The 20,254-nt window shown below is 42.2% G+C and carries 20 protein-coding genes and 1 tRNA gene; 17 read left to right on the top strand and 4 right to left on the bottom strand.

Translation table 11 applies throughout. The annotated features are described in order from the left end of the window. Positions 1-194, top strand: a 194-nt coding sequence (locus tag RB622_RS04175; protein WP_308045263.1) for a hypothetical protein, incomplete at its 5' end; no start/stop codon positions are given. Between the two features lie 46 nt (positions 195-240). Here the strand turns inward: RB622_RS04175 and RB622_RS04180 are convergent. From RB622_RS04180 to RB622_RS04195, 4 genes are all read right to left on the bottom strand, one after another. Next, positions 241-314, bottom strand: a tRNA-Asn gene (locus RB622_RS04180). A gap of 85 nt (positions 315-399) precedes the next feature. Next, positions 400-681 carry a hypothetical protein gene (locus RB622_RS04185; RefSeq protein WP_308045264.1) on the bottom strand — a complete coding sequence of 94 codons (282 nt, stop codon included), beginning with the start codon at positions 679-681 and terminating at the stop codon, positions 400-402. 38 nt (positions 682-719) lie between these two features. Further along, the gene (rsmG, locus tag RB622_RS04190) at positions 720-1,340 is read right to left on the bottom strand and encodes a 16S rRNA (guanine(527)-N(7))-methyltransferase RsmG (protein ID WP_308045265.1); all 621 of its coding nucleotides are present in this window, start codon (positions 1,338-1,340) and stop codon (positions 720-722) included. Further along, entirely contained in the window at positions 1,331-2,461 is a 1,131-nt protein-coding gene (locus tag RB622_RS04195) for a glycosyltransferase (protein WP_308045266.1), read from the bottom strand. The genes rsmG and RB622_RS04195 overlap by 10 nt, the downstream gene beginning before the upstream one ends. 116 nt (positions 2,462-2,577) lie before the next feature. Between RB622_RS04195 and tgt the strand changes: the two genes are divergently transcribed. The 16 genes from tgt (at position 2,578) to RB622_RS04275 (ending at position 20,249) form a co-directional block, all read left to right on the top strand. Then, positions 2,578-3,711: a tRNA guanosine(34) transglycosylase Tgt gene (tgt, locus tag RB622_RS04200; protein ID WP_308045267.1), complete on the top strand. Its 1,134-nt coding sequence runs from the start codon at positions 2,578-2,580 to the stop codon at positions 3,709-3,711. A 224-nt stretch (positions 3,712-3,935) separates the two neighbouring features. Then, positions 3,936-5,390 (top strand): OmpA family protein, encoded by a 1,455-nt coding sequence (locus RB622_RS04205; protein WP_308045268.1) that lies wholly within the window; start codon positions 3,936-3,938, stop codon positions 5,388-5,390. A 117-nt stretch (positions 5,391-5,507) separates the two neighbouring features. Continuing rightward, complete coding sequence (glf, locus tag RB622_RS04210; protein ID WP_308045269.1) at positions 5,508-6,614, top strand: UDP-galactopyranose mutase; 1,107 nt, start codon at positions 5,508-5,510, stop codon at positions 6,612-6,614. 44 nt (positions 6,615-6,658) lie between these two features. Further along, positions 6,659-7,417: a polysaccharide biosynthesis/export family protein gene (locus RB622_RS04215; RefSeq protein ID WP_308045270.1), complete on the top strand. Its 759-nt coding sequence runs from the start codon at positions 6,659-6,661 to the stop codon at positions 7,415-7,417. Next, positions 7,417-8,154, top strand: a complete 738-nt coding sequence (locus RB622_RS04220; protein WP_308045271.1) for a CpsB/CapC family capsule biosynthesis tyrosine phosphatase — start codon at positions 7,417-7,419, stop codon at positions 8,152-8,154. Before RB622_RS04215 ends, RB622_RS04220 begins: the two co-directional genes overlap by 1 nt. Positions 8,155-8,160: 6 nt before the next feature. Then, positions 8,161-10,584, top strand: a complete 2,424-nt coding sequence (locus tag RB622_RS04225) for a polysaccharide biosynthesis tyrosine autokinase (RefSeq protein ID WP_308045272.1) — start codon at positions 8,161-8,163, stop codon at positions 10,582-10,584. A gap of 21 nt (positions 10,585-10,605) precedes the next feature. Continuing rightward, positions 10,606-11,487 carry an N-acetylneuraminate synthase family protein gene (locus tag RB622_RS04230; protein WP_308045273.1) on the top strand — a complete coding sequence of 294 codons (882 nt, stop codon included), beginning with the start codon at positions 10,606-10,608 and terminating at the stop codon, positions 11,485-11,487. After that, complete coding sequence (locus tag RB622_RS04235) at positions 11,484-12,212, top strand: acylneuraminate cytidylyltransferase family protein (protein WP_308045274.1); 729 nt, start codon at positions 11,484-11,486, stop codon at positions 12,210-12,212. The genes RB622_RS04230 and RB622_RS04235 overlap by 4 nt, the downstream gene beginning before the upstream one ends. Further along, entirely contained in the window at positions 12,209-13,174 is a 966-nt protein-coding gene (locus tag RB622_RS04240; protein WP_308045275.1) for a Gfo/Idh/MocA family oxidoreductase, read from the top strand. The genes RB622_RS04235 and RB622_RS04240 overlap by 4 nt, the downstream gene beginning before the upstream one ends. Continuing rightward, entirely contained in the window at positions 13,140-14,012 is an 873-nt protein-coding gene (locus RB622_RS04245) for an SDR family oxidoreductase (RefSeq protein WP_308045276.1), read from the top strand. The genes RB622_RS04240 and RB622_RS04245 overlap by 35 nt, the downstream gene beginning before the upstream one ends. A 29-nt stretch (positions 14,013-14,041) precedes the next feature. Next, positions 14,042-15,271, top strand: coding sequence for a glycosyltransferase (locus RB622_RS04250; RefSeq protein WP_308045277.1), 1,230 nt, complete (start codon positions 14,042-14,044; stop codon positions 15,269-15,271). Next, positions 15,264-16,121: an ABC transporter permease gene (locus RB622_RS04255; RefSeq protein WP_308045278.1), complete on the top strand. Its 858-nt coding sequence runs from the start codon at positions 15,264-15,266 to the stop codon at positions 16,119-16,121. The genes RB622_RS04250 and RB622_RS04255 overlap by 8 nt, the downstream gene beginning before the upstream one ends. A gap of 86 nt (positions 16,122-16,207) precedes the next feature. Continuing rightward, positions 16,208-16,993 carry an ABC transporter ATP-binding protein gene (locus RB622_RS04260; protein ID WP_308045279.1) on the top strand — a complete coding sequence of 262 codons (786 nt, stop codon included), beginning with the start codon at positions 16,208-16,210 and terminating at the stop codon, positions 16,991-16,993. Positions 16,994-17,067: 74 nt separating this feature from the next. Beyond that, on the top strand, positions 17,068-18,018 hold the full coding sequence (locus tag RB622_RS04265; protein ID WP_308045280.1) for a glycosyltransferase family 2 protein: 951 nt from the start codon (positions 17,068-17,070) through the stop codon (positions 18,016-18,018). A gap of 9 nt (positions 18,019-18,027) precedes the next feature. Next, a complete protein-coding gene (locus RB622_RS04270; protein WP_308045281.1) occupies positions 18,028-19,329 on the top strand; it encodes a hypothetical protein in 1,302 nt (433 codons plus the stop codon). Further along, complete coding sequence (locus RB622_RS04275) at positions 19,326-20,249, top strand: hypothetical protein (RefSeq protein WP_308045282.1); 924 nt, start codon at positions 19,326-19,328, stop codon at positions 20,247-20,249. Before RB622_RS04270 ends, RB622_RS04275 begins: the two co-directional genes overlap by 4 nt. The last annotated feature ends 5 nt before the right edge of the window (positions 20,250-20,254 follow it).

The following is a 20,254-nucleotide window of genomic DNA, read 5'->3' on the forward strand; positions in this document are numbered from 1 at the left end:
AAAAGCGTTCCGTTCCACCTCACGGGGTGTCAGGGATATTTCATTCTTCCTTTTCAGACTATCCAAACTCTACGCATGAAGTCCCGATTCAATTCCCCCCAAGAATTTGGCTTGTTCCATTGTTTACTGATCCTTTATTAATTAACTTATCAAATAATAAGATAACAGATGTTTGTGAAATTGTTTGCAAATAAAAAAAGCACTTACAAGTTTTATCTCGTAAGTGCTTCTAATTCAGGGCTCCCGAAGTTGGGCTCGAACCAACGACCCTCTGATTAACAGTCAGATGCTCTAACCGGCTGAGCTATTCAGGAATTTCAAATCCGATTGTGTATCTGAATTATGGTGCAAATATAGGGATTCGATAAATATGACGCAAGTCTCAGGCAAAAATATTTTTTAACTTTGAACCTGCTGAAGGATTAACTCCTTGACTCTCTTGGCATCTCCTTTCGAAAAATTATTGATAATTATTTCAGGACGCATGCGGGGAATCACACGAATGGTGGAAAAAAAGATACTATTTTCAATTTCCACACCTGAAATATCTGAATAGAAAACAAAGTTGTCCGTACTTCTGAAAAGTTTCTTCACTTTAAAAGTAACGCCTTTTTCTCCAAATGTTACTTCGTCCGGAAAAAGGGGATTCATTAGCCCGCTGGCCTTAAAACGCTCATTCATGTTATTATCTTTAAAAAAGTTTACGCTCGTAAAAATGGTCACAAAGGTACGTATACTACCTTTTTTGTTTCAAAAAATTCTTCCTCAAAATAATCCGACAGATCATAGCTCCGTGTTTTCATTTTAAGCTCGGCAAGTTCTTCGGTAAGATCACCGCCTTTTAGATATAAAATACCGTTCCTAAGCGTATGAAATGAATTGCGGCTGATATTCTTGCGCACCCAGCCCACAAAAGGTGTGATACGTGTAACAGCCCGGCTTACGACAAACTCATAGGTATCATCCAGCTTTTCGGCCCTGATCTGCTCGGCTTTCACATTTTTCAGATCCAGCGCCGCCGCTATTTCCTGCACGACCCTGATTTTCTTCCCAATGCTGTCCACCAGATGGAACTGCGTATCGGGAAACATAATGGCAAGGGGAATACCGGGAAATCCGCCGCCAGTTCCCACATCCAGCACCGAAGTACCCGATTTAAACTGCATCACTTTGGCAATACCCAAAGAATGTAAGACGTGTCTTTCATATAAAGTATCGATATCCTGGCGGGAAATTACGTTCACTTTTGAATTCCAGTCCTGATACAATTCTTCCAGACGTGCAAATTTCTCACGCTGCGTATCCGTAAGATCCGGAAAGTATTTTAATATTAATTCCATGAAGTTCGTGGTTTTCTTCTTGTCATCACAAAAAAGCCGAAGAAGACATAATAAATAAAAAATGCAAAATCCATGAACAGAAAACTAAACCACTCAACGGTATTATCCAGCTTCCTGTTGATGATAAAAAAGAGTACCCACTGAATGAACCAGCGTACCCCAACGACGATCCCGAGCTCCTGAAGCAAAAGAATATCTTTACTAACCAGGGCATAAGCCAACGTAAGCAAACCCAAAAGCCAGACCGCTACGTGCGACGCGGAAAGGATTCCCAGCATGACCTTATTCCGCTTCCGGTAAAACTGGCTCACTGCTAAATGCCTTCTTTTTTGCCGCAACCAGCCTGACCAGGTCGTTTTCGGTTTGGAATAAACAAAAGATTCAGGTTCGATGGCTATGGCCGTATTGGAGCTGGTCGACACTTCATTTAAAAAGATATCATCATCTCCGCCCATGATGTGGCGATGCCTGTAAAAACCTTTATTGGCAAAAAACACCTGTGTTTTATACATGATATTCCTTCCCACCCCCATGTAAGTCAACCCCCACAACGAAAAGGACAGATATTGAACAGCGGCATAAAACGTCTCACAGCGAATAAACCAGTTGAGAAGCCCCGACTCTTTTTCGTACGGCGAAAATCCGATCACAATGTTTTTATCTTCATTAATCTGAGAGGTCATCGCGGTGATCCAGTGGAGTGAATTCGGACGGCAATCGGCGTCGGTCATCAGTGCCACCGGAAACTTTGCCTGCTTCATCCCCACGGTTAAAGCATATTTTTTGGGCGTTACGTGCGCAAACTCATCATTGATTCGGATGTAACGGATATTTTTCCAACTGTGAATATTTTCACGCATAAAATCCTCACTGCCATCATCGGAGCGGTCATCCAGTAGAATTACTTCAAATTCCGGATACTCCTGCGCATCCAGAAGCGGCAATAATTCTGTAAGGTTTTCCTTTTCATTCCAGGCACAAACCAATACAGTCACACCAGGGGCTTCATTTCCGTAATTTGTACTCTTCCCGTAAAATGCCAGGCGTGTAAAAATAAAAAGGTAATAAAACAGCTGAATCAGAACAAATGCGCCAAGCACATAAAGTAGAGAATCCGTCACGATATTGGGGGGTTGTAATTTATTTCTATATCTAATCCCACAAATATACAGTCATTGTCAGGAATGTTAGTTGCCTTCCACCTATTTTTGCAGACTCAAATTTATTAATACCATTAATGAAGTTTACGTTACAAACTCAGGATCCGCAATCAAAAGCACGCGCTGGCGTTGTGGAAACCGACCATGGAACAATTCAAACGCCGATTTTTATGCCGGTAGGTACGGCCGGAACAGTCAAGGCGGTTCACCAGCGGGAGCTGAAAGAAGATATTAAGGCACAAATTATATTAGGTAATACATATCACCTGTATCTGCGCCCGGGACTGGATATCCTCCAGAAAGCAGGCGGGCTTCATAAGTTTAATGGCTGGGACAAACCAATCCTTACCGACAGCGGCGGATATCAGGTTTATTCGCTTGCAGGCACGGGGCGGAAAATTAACGAACAAGGTGTGGTATTTAAGTCACACATTGATGGAGGGATACACACATTCACACCGGAGGGCGTTATGGACATCCAACGCACCATAGGCGCCGATATCATCATGGCATTTGATGAGTGTACTCCCTACCCTTGCGACTTTACCTATGCAAGAAATTCCATGGAAATGACACATCGCTGGCTGGGACGCTGCTGCACGCGGTTTGACGAGACGCAGCCCCTATACGGACACAGCCAGACACTCTTCCCGATCGTACAAGGAAGTGTGTATAAAGACCTTAGAAAACAATCGGCCGAGGTGATTGCATCTTATGAACGGGAAGGAAATGCCATTGGCGGATTATCCGTAGGCGAGCCAGCCGAAATAATGTACGAACTCACAGAAGTCGTTTGCGACATTTTGCCAAAAGATAAACCGCGTTATCTGATGGGCGTCGGGACACCTGCCAATATACTGGAATGTATTGCTTTGGGTGTGGACATGTTCGATTGCGTGATGCCTACCCGCAATGCACGCAATGGCATGATTTTTACTACCGAAGGCATAATAAACATAAAAAATGAAAGGTGGAAAGATGATTTATCTCCAATAGACAAAAATCTCGGAGGTTATGTTAGTACATTCTATTCTAAAGCGTACCTTCGTCATCTGGTCAAATCAGAGGAAATGTTGGGCGCGCAAATTGCAAGTGTGCACAATCTGACTTTCTATTTGTGGCTTGTAAATACGGCAAGAGAGAAAATAATCGAAGGCACTTTTACATCCTGGAAAAAAGAAATCGAAAAAAAATTGATGCAACGTCTTTGAAAGTTAGAAAAAGAACATTTCTTTCGGGAAGAATTTGTTGTATTTGCAGTTTTTATAGGGTATTTCAAAAATAGAAGTTGATAAAATGACATTGTTAATCTAATTTTGTGCCCACTAGGCATTTGATAATAGAATATCTGGCCACGAAAAATATATTGTTTTTATTATAAATTGATTATTAACGATCAATCCTAGTTAATCTTAATAACGCTAACTTGAATAGTATGAAAAAAGTATCCCAGTTGATTTGTTCGCTTGCCTTGGGGTCATTGATGGCTTTGCCTTCAATAGCACAACCCTTAGAGCAACCGAATTCTCCGGATTACAATCCAAAAGCTACCTACGACGGACCTTACAAACTGAATACGTGGTCAATTGCGATCCACGGAGGACCATCAATGTTTTTCGGTGATTTGAGAGAATACGATTTCTGGCCTGTTAACAAAAATAGCGACGACAGCCGCAAAGAATCAGGAACTTTTCAAGGAGGCATTACAATAAACAAACAACTTTCTTATTTGTTTGGTGCTCGTTTGGACGGATCCATCGGTACATTAAAAGGGATGAAACGTCGTAGTTACAGCCGTTTCTTCAAGGCGAACTATCAGGACGTTTCTTTGTCCGGAACGGTTAACCTTAAAGGTCTTTTGATGGGCCCAAATAAAATGAAGCGCTGGAAAGTTGACGCTTACGCTGGGTTTGGTCAAATTTTCTATGACTCAAAAGCTTATGACTTGTCTCCAACTGAAGCAAAAGTTCGTGAAACTGGCAAGAAAAATGACTGGATCATTCCAACAGGTCTTAATGTGAGTTATGAATTAACTTCACGCCTTGACCTGGGACTTGACTTCCGTATGAACTATACAAATTCTGATTATCTTGATGCTACCTGGGGTGGTGACTATGACAGAAATGCAAACCTTACGGCTATCAAAGATGCAAAAACTTCCCGCAAAGGAAATTCTGAATTGGATAGCTACGGATACGGTTCTGTTGTTTTGACTTACAAACTTGGTAAGAAACCACTTAAAGTTAAGAAAGAAGACGGGAAATGGGCTTACAAACCAGAAGATGGATTCTACCACCTTCGTTACACAGACCCAAAAGTATTGCTGAAGCCTGTTAAGATCCTTACACTTGAAGAAATGGACTCTGTTGCAAAAGCAAACCGTCCAAAAGATATCGATCCAAGATTGCTTCTTGATACTGACGGTGACGGTGTTTCTGACTTCTTCGATAAAGAACCAAATTCTCCAGCTGGAAGCATTGTTGACGGTAGCGGTCGTGTACTTGACTTTGATACTTACGTTAAAAATGCACTTGCAACAGGCGCAGCTTGCAGCGAAATCTTTGCAAACGTCCAGTTCGATACAGACAAAAATACGCTTAAACCTGAATTCCAGGATATGTTGAAAAACGTAGCACTGTTGATGAACAAAAACGGATGCCGTCTGCAATTGGCTGGCCACACGGATCGTCGTTCAACGGATCGTTACAACATGGCACTTTCTCGCCGTCGTGTGGATGCAGTTAAAAACTTCCTGATCAACGAAGCTGGCTTGAAAGATCCTAGCAAAGTAATCGTAGACTACTTCGGTTCATTCAAACCAATCGCTGACAGCGCAACACGTGATGGTCTGTTGAAAAACCGTCGTGTAGAATTGAAACTTCTTCCATAAGTAAGAATATAAATTCGATTGAAATGAGAAAGGCTCCCGATGGGAGCCTTTCTCATTTCAATTCATTAGCTTTGCCCTTGAAATCACACCATTAAATATATTCACACAAAATTAAACATGGCTCAATACGATTATTTAATAGTAGGTGCAGGACTGTGGGGTTCTGTTTTTGCACATGAAGCTACAAAAAGAGGTAAAAAATGTCTGGTGATAGACCGGCGCACACATACAGGAGGCAATACATACTGTGAAAATGTAGAAGGTATTAATGTCCATAAATACGGCGCGCACATTTTCCATACAAACGATAGAGATATCTGGGATTACGTAAATTCCTTTGTGGAGTTCAACCGCTACACCAATTCACCGGTTGCAAACTACAACGGCGAGCTTTATAACCTCCCTTTTAACATGAATACCTTTTACCAGCTTTGGAAGGTACGCACACCGGCAGAAGCGAAAGCAAAAATCCAGGAGCAGGTAAAAGAAGCAGGCATTACAAACCCGAAAAACCTGGAAGAGCAGGCCATTTCTTTGGTTGGCGTTGATATTTATGAAAAACTGATCAAGGGTTATACTGAAAAACAGTGGGGCAGAAAAGCGACCGAACTGCCTGATTTCATTATCAAAAGACTTCCGGTACGGTTTACATACGACAACAATTATTTCAACGACAAGTATCAGGGCATTCCGATTGGCGGCTATAACAAGTTAACCGAAGGTCTGCTGGAAGGCATAGAAGTAAGACTGGATACTGACTTTTTCCAAAACCGTGAAGAATTAAGTGCACTGGCAGAAACCATTGTTTACACAGGTCAGATTGACGAATACTTTAATTTCAGCCACGGTTCGCTCGAATACCGCAGTCTGAGATTTGACAACCAGCTGCTGGATCAGGAAAACTACCAGGGTAATGCCGTAATCAATTACACGGACGCCGAAACGCCTTTTACCCGTATTATTGAGCACAAGCATTTTGAATTCGGCACACAGCCTAAAACGGTTATCACGCATGAATATCCGTCAGAATGGACAACTGGGGCAGAACCCTATTATCCCGTGAATGACGATAAGAATACGGCCGTATTCAGCCAGTACAAGGATTTGGCCGCGAATGAAACAAACGTCATATTTGGCGGTCGCCTGGCCGAATATCGTTACTACGATATGCACCAGGTTATCGGTTCGGCATTGAAAAAAGTACGTGTTCATTTCGGTGAATAAAGTATAAATAACACACACTATAACGCCTTCGGGTGCTTTTAACTATGAAATTTCAGACCGCTACCAGCGCAGCTTTGCTGTGGCTGGTATTCCTATCTGGTTGTAAATCTCAAAGAAATTTACCAGAAATCAGATCAGAAAATTTCACCGACAATCCGGTACAGCAAACCAAAAGTGCTTATCTGATCAAGTCAGGGGATAAATTACTGGTTAATAACCTGAACTGGTTTTCAGCTTTATTTCCCGATCCAGCCAAAACATCCGGGGCTTCGGATACTGATACAGGCGGTTATCAAACAAACGTACATGAAGACGGTACGATTAATATGCCCGAAATCGGCAAGATTCATGCAGCGGGGTTAACCCGGGCGGGACTTGCCGATTCACTGGCGCTTCGTTACAAGGATATTGTACATGATCCCATTTTTGAAATAACAATCACCAATTTACGGGTGAAAGTCCTCGGCGCCTGTAACATCCAGGGGGTTATTGCGTTGGATAAAGAGACGCAATCGCTTGGTGAAGTACTGGCCAAAGCCGGTGGAATAAAATTCAATGAGGCAGGAGACAAGATTCAGATTATCCGCGGAGACGGCCAGGAACAGAAAATTATTGCATACGATTTCCAGCAATTGGGCGACCCCAGGATTATGAATCTTGCTGTTTATGATAACGACATTATTTACATCCCACCTTCAAAAGAAGGCATGCGTTCTGTGAAATTAGCCCGTAAACTGATACTTCTTCAACCCGTACTGATTGCACTCAACCTTGCTTTACTCGTGATTAATATTACCAGATAATGATTCCGGCTGTTACAGATCCCGACAATAATGAAATCCTGAAATCGCTTGGCTGCGACCTGCATATACACGTATTGCCAGGTATCGACGACGGTGCACAAAATCTGAATGACAGCTTGGCTCTCGTTGACGCACATTACCGTGCAGGAATTAGAAAGATCATCGCAACACCACATATCCGGATGGATTTTTTTGTAAATACGCAGGAATCCATCCACAATGCCTGGCTCCGTCTCACCGAAATTACCCGTGAACAATACCCGGACCTGGTCATTGCATACGCCGCAGAATATTTCGCTGACGACTATTTCCTGACACTGCTGGACAAACGTGAAATTCTCCCGCTGGCCGGTAATTATGTACTGGTTGAAACATCGCTGCGGCACGATCTGGTTTATTTCGGAGATATTATCAGGGAAATGATTTTGAAAGGTTATCAGCCCGTCATAGCGCATCCGGAACGCTACAAAGCATGGCATAATAACCCTGAGCGGTACAACGAAATTTATGAGCTGGGTGTTATTTTTCAAATAAATTTACTCTCCATTGGTGGCGCATATGGGCCAACGGAGCAAATTATGGCGGAAAGGCTGATTCAGCAAGGCTGGATAGGCGCGTTAGGAAGTGACCTTCACCGGGTTAGTCAGTATAAGTATATAAAACAGGCCGTTGAGAATCCTTATTTCAAAAGTCTTAGGGATTTAAAACTACTGAACCATACTTTACTTTCTGACTAACGCAGCATGAGCAAAGGGAATGACAGTGCTTTTTTTGAAGATTTTCTTAATCACTCAGATTCCCTCGACTTCCAAAGGGTTTTCAAAGTGATTCGAAGCCGCTGGTATTGGGTGGCCGGATCACTGTTATTTTTCGGCGTTTTATGTTTCCTGTATTTAAAACTCATCACACCGGAATACATTGCCACCACAAACCTTAAATATTCGGAACGACAGTCGGAGCTAGATGAAATTTCCAGCGAAAAGCCTGCTTTCCTCATCAATAATAGCAGTACCGATTATCTCACCGAAAAATACAACGTGCGGTCGCAGGAGGTTGTAGAAAACGCACTGGTAAAACTCAATAATCCCTTTACTTTTTACCGGCTTAAAGATTTTCGACAGATAGACCTGTATCCGGTCAAACCGCTGCACCTTAAAGTCCTCACTTTTGATCCTGCCCGTTTTGAAGACGGAACATTTTTGATAGATAAAGTACATCAAATTACTTATCAGTCCGCAAATTCAAAAAAAGCAACGGCCCTGCACAAAGGTTCCACTTTTACAATCCCAGGATTATCATTTTTAATTGAAGAAATAAATATCACAGGTGAATACGAATTTAAATTTGTCTACAACAACCCTTCAATACTCGCCAAAGAATTTATAAAACACATTGAGGTGAAGGAAGTTGAAGAAGAAATGCCGGTACTGACGCTTTCATTCAAACACCATAACAAACCATTTGCCAAAGATTTCCTGGAAAAACTGCTGGAATCATATCAGGCGTATGATCTAAACCAAAAACAGCGTTCTTCTGAGCTGACGCTCCGGTTTATTGAAGCGCAGGTAAAAGTATATGCCGCCACTTTGAAAGAGGCAGCCCGTGCACTGGAAATTTTTAAGCAGAAAAATACCGTGTTGGACATTGATGCATCGGCCACTGAAATATCCGGAAAAACGCGTGAAGCCGAGCAGCGGAAAAATGAATCCCAGATTCAGAAGGCATACATCACCATGCTGGAAAATAACCTGGGCACTACATTCGAACCAGTAAACTATCTTTCAGTCGGGTTGGATGGAACCACCGATGTTGTTTTGGTCGGTCTATTGGAACAATTCAATAGTCTTATTTCCAGAAGAAAGGAATTGCTCGTAAAGTACAGTGTTAATGCATCCGCAGTCAAAAATCTGGACGAAGAGCTTAGCAGATATCGTCAGCAGATTTTTGATAACATTTCATTGCAAAAACAAAAAAATACTGCCGTTACAAAAATACTGGATTCCGATATCCAGACGCTGAAAGAGCGGTTAAATCAGATCCCAGCACTGGAAAAGAACCTCATTTATCTTCAAAGCAACTTCGAGGTAAACAAAAATATCTATTCCTTGTTGTTGAATAAAGAGATCGAATCTTCCATTGTCAGGGCTGGCATGCTGCCTTCCTTCAAGGTTATTACACGCATGGAGGTGGATAAAGTTTTACCAAAACCGATCCAAAGCATTACCCTATCCATTTTCCTGGGTATCCTAACCGGCCTTTCCTCCATATTCCTGAGCCGTTACTTCAACACCAGATTCGTCAGCATTGATCTCATTGAAAAATCAGACATTATTGGTTTTTCAGGCCTTATCCATCGTTTTGATCCGAAGATCCGGCGGGATAATGTTCAGGATTTAAGCAAATTTTTGGCTGACCATACCATTTTCACAGAATCAATAAGTGCGCTGCGCACCAAAATCAGTTTTTTAAAAACCGACGAAAATCTTCATCCCGAAAAAGGGAAACAAATTTTGATTACCTCTGAAACATCAGGAGAGGGTAAAACTTTTGTTTCCGTTAATCTCGCGCTATCCCTTACCAAAATCGGGAAAAAAGTTATTGTCATCAGCTGCGATTTACGCAGATCCAAATTGCATCATTTCTTTGACGATATAAACCAGGATGGATTAAGTAGGTATCTCCAGAAGCCCGAATCTGCCAGACCTATCAAATCTTCTACGATACCCAATCTGGATTACATAGCAGCCGGCCCTCCCCCATTGAATCCGGCCGAGCTTTTGCAAGGGAATCCATTTCAGGAATTGTTATCTTATTGCCGTTCAAACTACGACTATGTAATTCTGGATACTGCGCCCGTTGGACTGGTTTCAGATAATATTCCTTTGTTGACAAACAGCCATATTGTTTTGTTCATTTTACGCTGGATGTATTCCAACCAGGATGCTCACAAACTCGCAGCACAACTGGCACAAGATTACCAAATCAATAAAATACAGGTTGTTGTCAATGACTTTTACCCGGATGCCTTGTACGATCGGATTACCGACGCTTCTTACATTGGCAACGCATACAGGCATTATGATTATACCTATCTAAACACCGATTCAGAGAAAAAAGGCATGTTACAAAGAATTAAAAACAAGCTCAGCGTAAACCATAAATTATGAATACCATGACACACACGCACTATGAATTACGAACAATATCAACCGCCAAAAATCGTCGCAGAGATTGGCTGTAACCATATGGGATGTATGGAGACGGCCAGAGAGTTGATAAGTCTGGCAAGGGATTGCAAAGCCGACTATGTCAAATTCCAGAAAAGAAATCCCAAAGAATTACTGACCACGAAGCAATACAACACGCCTCATCCGGTTCCCCATCACGCGTATGGCAGCACGTACGGTAGTCATCGGGAAACGCTTGAATTGAATATCGGGCAACATCAAATATTGAAGCAACATGCAGAATCAATCGGAATTGGCTATGCGTGCTCCGTTTGGGACGTCACTTCTGCGCTGGAAATAATAACCCTCAACCCTGATTTCATTAAAGTACCGGCAGCCAGCAACTGTAACTTTGACATGCTGAGACTGCTCCGCGATACCTATCAAGGTGCTGTGCATCTTTCCATCGGTATGACTACCTGGAAGGAAATCAAGGCCATTATTGGTTTTTTTGCAGCCGAAAATCAAGCACAACACCGGCTCATTTTGTACAGCTGTACTTCCGGTTATCCCGTCGGTTTCCAGGACGTCTGTTTACTCGAAATCAGAAAATTATATGATCATTTTCAAAACAAGGTAAAGGAAATCGGGTTCTCCGGTCACCATTTGGGTATTGCTGTCGACATCGCCGCTTATACATTGGGAGCAAAATGGATTGAACGCCACTTCACCAAAGACCGCACCTGGAAAGGGACCGATCATGCCGCATCACTGGAAGTTCCGGGTTTTCAAAAACTCGTCAGGGACCTGCATCATATTCACCAGGCCTTAAATTTCAAACAAAAGGACATTCTTGACATTGAGGAAGCGCAACTGAACAAACTAAAACAACACACACCTTGAAAGACGTTTTGGCTATTATCCCCGCCCGGGGAGGCAGCAGGGGCCTTCCTCATAAAAACATAAGATTGCTCGCAGGCCATCCTTTGATTGCGTATAGCATCAAGGCCGCCTTAGACTGCCCTGTCATTTCCCGCGTCATTGTTTCAACGGACTCTGAACAGATTGCCAGGATTGCAAAAAGTTATGGAGCAAAAATTCCTTTTATTCGCCCGGCTGAATATGCACAGGACCTGAGCACAGATCTGGATGTATTCAACCATACGCTGCAATGGCTGGAAAAACACGAGCATTATGCTCCCGACCTGGTCGTACAACTTCGTCCGACCTCTCCTGTTCGTTTTAAAAATGATTTGGAAAACTGCATTCAAAAACTGCAAAATTCTGATGCTGACAGTCTGCGCGTTGTAACGCCCGCTTTCAATAACCCATTTAAAATGTGGATGATTGATGATCACAATAAACCGATGAAACCACTGCTCAATCCGGATCTGACCTCAGAAACCTACAATCAGCCCCGGCAAAATTTACCGCAGATTTATTGGCAAACCGGTACATTGGATGTGATTAGAGCCCAAGTGATCCGGGAACAAAAATCAATGTCCGGGAAAAGCATCCTGCCTTATCTTATTGAGCAAAAATTTGCTGTGGACATCGACGATATCGAAAGTTTCAACCGCGCAGAGGAAATGATCAAAAAGTTTGATTGTATCAAGTTTCAGCCATGATAAAAAACACCGATCCAGTCATGGTCATGGGTGCCGGCTCCATTGGCGACAGACATATCCGGATACTACAAAAACTATGTTTTTCTAACATCTGGGTATACCGGCAAAGGAATTTACCGCTGCAAAATATTGGTTCAAATTCCGTTAATATTTTTACAAATTCGGATCAAATCAATGAAATAAAACCATTTGCAGCCATTGTATGTACCCCCACCACGCAACATATGGAGCAAGCGATATATTGTATTGAACAAGGAATTCATGTTTTGATAGAAAAGCCATTATCCCATGCATTAACCGGCATTCAAAAATTAAAAAAGGCCGTACTGGCCAATAACACTTGCGTGCAGGTTGCCTATATGCTCCGATACCATCCATTATTTCAAATAGTAGAGACGCATATTCAAACGAAAAAAATGGGGTCCTTGCTTAGCATGCAGTGTTACTGGGGAGAATATCTGCCTGACTGGCATCCCTGGGAAGATTACAGAGAATCCTACGCTGGCCGAAAAGACCTGGGTGGCGGAGCTGCCCTTACATTAAGTCATGATGTCGATCTGGTGAACTGGCTTTCCGGGAGCCGGGTAAAGAAATGGAACACGCTAAAAAATTATTCTTCTTCCCTGGAAATCGATGTGGAATCCGCAGCGGATATTTCGATCGCCTATGAAAACGGCGTAACGGCGCACTGTCATGTCAATTTTCATGAGCGAATTCCCCGTCGATGGTATCGCTTTGCATTTGAGAAGGGGTCTATGGAAATTGATTATCTCAAATCAGAACTCATTGTCTCGCCCATCAATGCTTCCGTTCATAGGAGAATAATTCCCGATTTCAACAGAAATCAGCTTTATGAGTCACAAACACTCGATTTTTTCACCCGCATTGATGACGGCTATTTTCACGAATCCTCATTAAAATATCTGAATGAATCTGAACTTATCATTTCCATTTGCCAATAATATGCTGCCTCACCTCACAGATACTTCACTTTCCATTGCGGGAAAAGTAATTTTAATCACCGGTGCCTACGGGTTGATCGGGCAAACAATTGCGCTCTCCTTTCTCCACCAGGGAGCCTGTGTGATACTCGCCGATATCAATACCGGCAAGCAAAGGGAAGTTGAAAATATTGTCTCGGATATTTTCCCCGACAGGCAGTTCCTTTTCAATACATTGGATATTACCTGCGAAGAAAGTTGTCAGAATACCATACATGCCGTCGTTCAAAAGTTCGGCCGGTTGGATGTGCTCATCAACAATGCCGCGGTTGATGCTAAGTTTGATGCAGAACATACCAGCAATACCCACAATGCCCGCTTTGAAAATTACCCCATTGCCTTATTACGAAATTCAATCGAGGTAAATCTGACTGGAACGATCCTGATCACGCAATATGCTTGTCGCCAAATGCTCAAACAAAATTCAGGAAACATTATCAACGTCGCGTCAACCTATTCCTTGGTGGCGCCAAATCAAAATCTTTATGACTTTGAAGATGGACAACAACGCTTCAAACCGGTTGATTATGTCGCATCCAAATCATTTATCCCAAATTTCACGCGCTATATCGCCACTCTTTATGCCCGCGAAGGAATTCGATGCAATGCCATTCTCCCACATGGCATTTTCAACAATCATGAAATACCATTTTTAGAAAACTTCGCAAGATTATCCCCTCTTGGCCGGATGTGTGACCGAAATGAGCTGACCGGGCCTTTTACTTTTCTTGCCTCCGACGCTTCCAGTTACATGACGGGCTCGCTGTTATCTGTGGACGGCGGATGGACTGCCTGGTAAAATTTATATCATTTAAACGGTCGGCAACGATGCAAAAAGTTCTCTTTATCTCGGATGGATCTCCATTTAGTTTTAATCATTCAGGTGCGTCGTCATTTAAAACGAGTCATCTTGCACTGTTAAGTGAGATCACAAATTTGCGACTTTATGTTATTTGCCTCCCTCCCGCGGAAACTTTTTCCATTGAAATTCCCGGTTTAGATCCTAAACGACTCATCGTGATCCACGCTGATTTTTCGCCTGTATCAAAACCTGCGTCATTTTATAAATCTGTGTTAAAGGCCCTTTCTAAACCCGGAAGACTTGCTGTTTATGCTTTGCTATTTCACTTCATCACCAAAAGAAATCTTGCTGTGATCCAAAACATCATCAATGATATCAAACCGGACATGATCTGGGCTGAACATCTTGAACCTTTTTTGCTGACCAGTCTTTTGCAAGGTTTTGAAGGCAAAATAATTTACAGCCACCACGATTTTTTGTGGAAACTAATCCTGCTCAGAAGGCAAAATCCGAAAGATTATATCCGGTCGTTCCTCTCTCAGTTTATTCAAAAAAACGCCATTCGAAAAAAAGGAAATTACGTCATTGGCGGAGCACAAAATGAATTACATGAAATCCGAAAAATCCATAGAAAATCATCCACGCTATACGTCCCCACTTTATACCCGATTGTACGGATCTCATTCCCTCAAAAGCTGATAGCCAATAAATTATTAAGAATAGTGCATTTCGGTTCTCCTCAGGCGACGGCGAACCGTATCGGACTTAAAAATTTACTCACATACATTATTCCGCATCTTCAAAACAAAATTGATTTCGAATGTTTGATTGTTGGCGATCCGGATATAAACAATCAGGAATTAAATGGACTGCTTAACCAACCCAATGTCGTTTGCAAGGGATACGTGGCCGACCTTAGTTCGGTTTTACGTCCGCTTGATATTCATATTTTACCCTACGATCAGCCAACCGGGAGCCGCACACGCTATGCTGTTGCGATCAATCATGGCCAGGTACTGATTGCGCACCAGGCCTGTGTGACTGGAACCGACGGCTTGATTCACCAGGAAAACTGCCTGATAGAAAACTCATTTCAGGAAATTGCTGACACAATAATCCGGCTTTTCCACAATCCGGAAGAGCGGCTCAGAATCGCTGTAAATGCAAAAAAATGGTATGATAACACACACACGAGGAAACGCCAGGCCGCAATCTTAAAAACCTGGTTATCCGAAAACAGCATGATCCATGAATGATGAACAGGAAAAATGGGACATGGAAATCGTTTCCACGACCGGTTTGTTTGAAATCAACTGGCGCGAACTCTGGCATTACCGTGACCTCATCATATTGTTTGTCCGCCGGGATTTAACCGCAACCTACAAACAAACGATTCTGGGACCATTGTGGTTTTTTATTCAGCCCATCCTGACCACGGCGATGTACATCATCGTTTTCGGGAAAATTGCGAATATCTCCACCGGAAACTTACCTAAAATCCTATTTTACCTCGCCGGTATTACCATCTGGAACTATTTCCAGGAATCACTCATCAAAACTTCCGAAACATTTATCACCAATCAAAACCTCTTTGGAAAAGTATATTTTCCCCGGCTAGCCGTACCCATATCTCTTGTTATTTCCGGTCTCATCAAATTTTTCATACAGTTTGCTCTTTTTCTGCTGATTTGGCTGTATTTTTTATTTCAAAAAGATAATATATCCATTCACCCCAATGGTACTATTTTACTGTTCCCGCTCTACATGCTGGTCATGTCAGGCCTTGGTTTTGGTTACGGAATTTTAATCTCCTCGCTAACTACGAAATACCGGGACCTGCGCTTCCTCATCCAGTTCGGAATACAATTGCTTATGTACGCCACACCGGTTGTGTACCCGCTGCAAATCGTCAGTGAAAAATACCAATGGCTGCTACTATTAAATCCTGTTGCCATTATCATTGAAGCCTTCAAATACGGTTTTACCGGCCATGGCTACTTTTCATATTCCGCACTTGGATACGCCGTCCTCTTTACGTTGATCCACCTGTTTATCAGCATACTCATTTTTAATCGGGTTGAAAAAACCTTTGTGGATACAGTTTAGAATGAAAACCCGTAATTGGGGTGACGTCCTGGATTAGCTCAAAGTCAAATGAATTTCTATGTAAGTTTCTTTAAATCAATAGAAAAATGTCACGGACCGTTATTCAAATTGAAGCTATTTCGAAAGTTTACAAAACAGGTAAAACCTCAACCGGTAGTCTGTCAAGAGATCTTACCGAATGGTGGATATCCTCTTTTCAAAAAAGAGATGCCTTTGAAATCAAACCTGTACGGCATAACCCTGTCAAGTATTTCAAGGCTTTACAGGATATTTCGGTTGAGGTAAAACAGGGAGAAGTTCTGGGGATTATCGGTGGCAATGGCGCAGGAAAATCGACGTTACTGAAAATCTTATCGCGCATAACAAAGCCCACAAGCGGCAGAATCAGAATAAAAGGTCGCATCGCCTCCCTGCTTGAAGTGGGTACGGGCTTTCATCCGGACTTGACCGGTCGTGAAAACATTTTTTTGAATGGCGCGATTCTGGGCATGCGAAAAGAGGAAATCAGAAACAAACTCGATGAGATCATCGCGTTTTCAGCGGTAGAAAAATTTATTGACACCCCCGTGAAACGTTACTCTTCGGGCATGTATGTACGTCTTGCGTTCGCTGTGGCCGCCCACCTAGAACCTGAAATTTTAATTATCGATGAAGTACTGGCTGTTGGAGACGTAGCATTTCAGAATAAATGTCTCGGAAAAATGAAAGAAGTAAGTCATAATCAGGGCCGAACCGTCATTTTTGTCAGTCACAGTATGGAGTCCGTTAAAGCGCTGTGTTCCAGAACGATTCTATTGCAAAACGGACAAATTAATTTGGAAGGAAGTTCTGAGCAGGTTGTTGATTTTTACCTTAACAACCTGGCAAAGTAAATTCCAGTAAGAGCAATCCCATCTAATCCGAATGGACATACCACTTCACAGAATAATCCCATAAAACTATGATTGTGACGTCATTAGTTTCCGTTTTGATGCCTGCTTTCAATTGTGCAAATTATGTACAAGAGGCCATGCATTCGATACTAAATCAAAGTTATCGCCATTTCGAATTATTGATATGGGACGACGGTTCGACAGACAATACCCTTGCAAAAATTAAAGAAATACAAGACGAGCGGATCACCCTTTATTGCAATAAAACCAATCTCGGTTATCCGGCCACGATGAACGCATTATTTGCGGTTGTGAAAGGTGTATTTGTAATGATCCAGGATGCCGATGACTTATCTGATCCCTACCGCATTGAAAAACTCATGCAGACACTGGACCAGAATCCGGGCACTGATCTGGCTGGTTCTCATCTGATTAAATTTTATCGAAACAGGAAAGCGTTTAAAATAATATCAGAACTGAATATCAACCAGTTAAACAATTCATTCACCGATTACACCCGCCCTGACATAACATTTGGCACCTTACTCATGCGTAAGCATGTGACCAAAATACCTTTTCGCAATCTAAAGTTTGTAACAAGGGCGCAGGATATCGACTGGCTTTTCCGGGTTTCTGAACAATATCGGTTTATGAATTGTGATGCATACCTCTATTATTACCGTCAGCATCATGAGTCGATGTCAAACGCCAACGAAAGGGAGCCGGTTTACAACTATTTCTTTTGGGAATACATTTGTTTGATATCGCAACATCGCCGCGAGAAAGGCATAGACCTTTTGTTACCGGCTTATGAAAAACAACTTCTCGATTTCCTCAACGCATCCTTTGAAAATAAGAAAAACACCGATCCGAATTTCCGAGAAAGGTATCTGGCCTATCGTGCAAAACGGAACGGACAAACGCAGGAAGCCCTTTCGTTCGTTTGGCAGATCATTAAAAATAACCCGCTGAAAAGAGCCGGTTATCAATGTTTATACAAAGTGCTTTTTTTCAATTTTCGGTAAAAGCAAATCATGAAAATAGGAGTTCTGGCTCAGTATCTGGATACCCGCAGCGACATTCGTACCACACTCGATTTTTTAAGTCGGGAACACGAAATCGTGGTTTACGTCCGCGGGCCGGAAGTACAAAAAGTGAGTCAGTTTATTAATGACGATATTACCATTGTCCCCATCACCGTGTTCAACGGATTCCAGAAAGTGCTGTGTCTGCTCTGGCAATATTTATATCTGATGCTGGGCAAAATGCCTGCCAGTCATTACAATTATTACATGACGGAACATGTCAAATTACTTAACCCGGCACTTAAAAAATGGCAAAAAACGATTCAATACTTATTACTCAAATTCAGTAAAATACTACCGTGCTTCATTCATTATGATCATTATTTACATGGGCTGACATTGATAAAAGCACGCACCAGGCTTCATCCGGACATTGACGTTTTCCTATGTTGTACCGAGATATATCACGACTGGCTGTTTGCACAAATTCTTGCGCAGCATAAACCGGTTTGGACCTATGTTTACAGCTGGGATCATCCGTGTAAAATGAAAACCTTTTCAAAACGGACCCATTATCTGGTTTGGCACGAAGGAATCAAAACCGATCTCATCAAACTTCAAAACATAAATCCCGACAGCATCTATGTTTGGGGTGCAACACAATTTGCTTATATCTTCGATCATTTTCAATCGAAATCCAACCCGCCTGTTCCCTATGACTTCCGCTACATTTATCTGGGATGTGCGACGGGTTACGACAAATTGACGAGCCAGGAAGTCGACTATTGCGGGCAAATCGCAGCAGTCTTGCAGGATATAGCGCCCGAATGGAAATTGGTTGTCAAACCCTATCCCTTTCAAAAAAATAGTGTCGTGTATGATAAACTAGCAGGTTTGGATAATGTCGTCATTGATAAAATCACGGCAAAATCAAAAAATAAGCCGCATGAAAAATACCTGAAAATCCAATATGCCGAAGCTTTCTTTCATTTTGGCACAACATTGGGTTATGAAGCAGGTTATTTTACCACGCCTTCCTTTCTCATCGACTTGGTTGATCCTCAAAAAGATGCGTTACTACACCGATTTGTACATCAGTATCAAAACGTCAGATATCTGAATAATGGCGCAGGGTACAATGTGATCAAAACGAAAAATGATTTGGAAAAAGTACTGCAAAACCTTTCTGATCAAACGGCAGATGCAAAATATACGAATGAAAAAATAAGTCAGGTCATGCCGTTGGAATCGTTCCAAACATTGGTCCCTAAACTGGTGTATCTATTCACTAAAAACGCTGAAACCAGATGAAACTCATCGCATCGCCCATGGTACCTCTGGTTTCCGCTGAAAATATCCGCCACAGAATTATGCTGCGTCTCCTAAATGAAACGCGGAAAATTTTCCGGCAACGAATCAGGAGGCAAGCGATCCGCCTGCTGCCCGTTTATGAAATTACGGATAAACAGCAACCCGCCATTCATATGTTGGTATGCAGGCGAGACTATGAAATGGCGATTATTTCGGCACTGGTCTTAAATCATCTCGGGAGAAAAGGACACTTTTTCATTTTGCACGATGACGGTTCTTTGAACCATCACATTGAAAATTTATTTCAGAAATATTTGCCCGGATCCGTATTTATCAAAAGAGCGATTGCCGATAAGACCGCAGGGCAAAAACTTTCGGATTACCCCAATCTGTTCAGGTTGAGACGGGAAAACATCCTGATCTTAAAACTGACCGATATCGTACTTTGGGCGCAAAGTGATCGGATCGGTTATATGGATTCAGATATACTGTTTTTCAAATATCCGCTGGAATATATCCAGGTACTAAAAACGGCCTCAAAGACAACCTTTTTTAACCGGGATATCGCAGACGCCTACATCTCCGATAAAGCTATCCTTAAAAATATTTACAACATTACGCTCCCGGCTCGCATCAATTCAGGATTGTGGGTGACGGATAAAAAATATTTTGATTTTGGGTTGATAGAATCATGGTTAGGCCACCCATTCTTAAAGCCGTACTTGTCTGACTACAGGCTCGAACAAACACTTTTTGCCATGCTGGCGGGCATGTTTAATACCGAACATTTTCCAAGCGGCTATGATGTAAACTTTGAGAAAAAGCCGGAAATAAGTACTGGTAAACATTACGTTGGCCGTATCCGTTACGGATACGAACTCGAAGGACTTATCTATCTCATAAGCAACAAAATAATATAATCCGA

It is taken from the genome of Dyadobacter sp. LHD-138 (assembly GCF_030929615.1).
Taxonomy (GTDB): Bacteria; Bacteroidota; Bacteroidia; order Cytophagales; family Spirosomataceae; genus Dyadobacter.

What these genes read in the sequence shown, in the direction of transcription:
- RB622_RS04185 (WP_308045264.1), bottom strand. Translation starts at nt 681, where the DNA reads ATGAATGAGCGTTTTAAGGCCAGCGGGCTAATGAATCCCCTTTTTCCG.
- rsmG (WP_308045265.1), bottom strand. Translation starts at nt 1,340, where the DNA reads ATGGAATTAATATTAAAATACTTTCCGGATCTTACGGATACGCAGCGT.
- tgt (WP_308045267.1), top strand. Translation starts at nt 2,578, where the DNA reads ATGAAGTTTACGTTACAAACTCAGGATCCGCAATCAAAAGCACGCGCT.
- RB622_RS04205 (WP_308045268.1), top strand. Translation starts at nt 3,936, where the DNA reads ATGAAAAAAGTATCCCAGTTGATTTGTTCGCTTGCCTTGGGGTCATTG.
- glf (WP_308045269.1), top strand. Translation starts at nt 5,508, where the DNA reads ATGGCTCAATACGATTATTTAATAGTAGGTGCAGGACTGTGGGGTTCT.
- RB622_RS04215 (WP_308045270.1), top strand. Translation starts at nt 6,659, where the DNA reads ATGAAATTTCAGACCGCTACCAGCGCAGCTTTGCTGTGGCTGGTATTC.
- RB622_RS04220 (WP_308045271.1), top strand. Translation starts at nt 7,417, where the DNA reads ATGATTCCGGCTGTTACAGATCCCGACAATAATGAAATCCTGAAATCG.
- RB622_RS04225 (WP_308045272.1), top strand. Translation starts at nt 8,161, where the DNA reads ATGAGCAAAGGGAATGACAGTGCTTTTTTTGAAGATTTTCTTAATCAC.
- RB622_RS04230 (WP_308045273.1), top strand. Translation starts at nt 10,606, where the DNA reads ATGAATTACGAACAATATCAACCGCCAAAAATCGTCGCAGAGATTGGC.
- RB622_RS04240 (WP_308045275.1), top strand. Translation starts at nt 12,209, where the DNA reads ATGATAAAAAACACCGATCCAGTCATGGTCATGGGTGCCGGCTCCATT.
- RB622_RS04245 (WP_308045276.1), top strand. Translation starts at nt 13,140, where the DNA reads ATGAATCTGAACTTATCATTTCCATTTGCCAATAATATGCTGCCTCAC.
- RB622_RS04250 (WP_308045277.1), top strand. Translation starts at nt 14,042, where the DNA reads ATGCAAAAAGTTCTCTTTATCTCGGATGGATCTCCATTTAGTTTTAAT.
- RB622_RS04255 (WP_308045278.1), top strand. Translation starts at nt 15,264, where the DNA reads ATGAATGATGAACAGGAAAAATGGGACATGGAAATCGTTTCCACGACC.
- RB622_RS04260 (WP_308045279.1), top strand. Translation starts at nt 16,208, where the DNA reads ATGTCACGGACCGTTATTCAAATTGAAGCTATTTCGAAAGTTTACAAA.
- RB622_RS04270 (WP_308045281.1), top strand. Translation starts at nt 18,028, where the DNA reads ATGAAAATAGGAGTTCTGGCTCAGTATCTGGATACCCGCAGCGACATT.
- RB622_RS04275 (WP_308045282.1), top strand. Translation starts at nt 19,326, where the DNA reads ATGAAACTCATCGCATCGCCCATGGTACCTCTGGTTTCCGCTGAAAAT.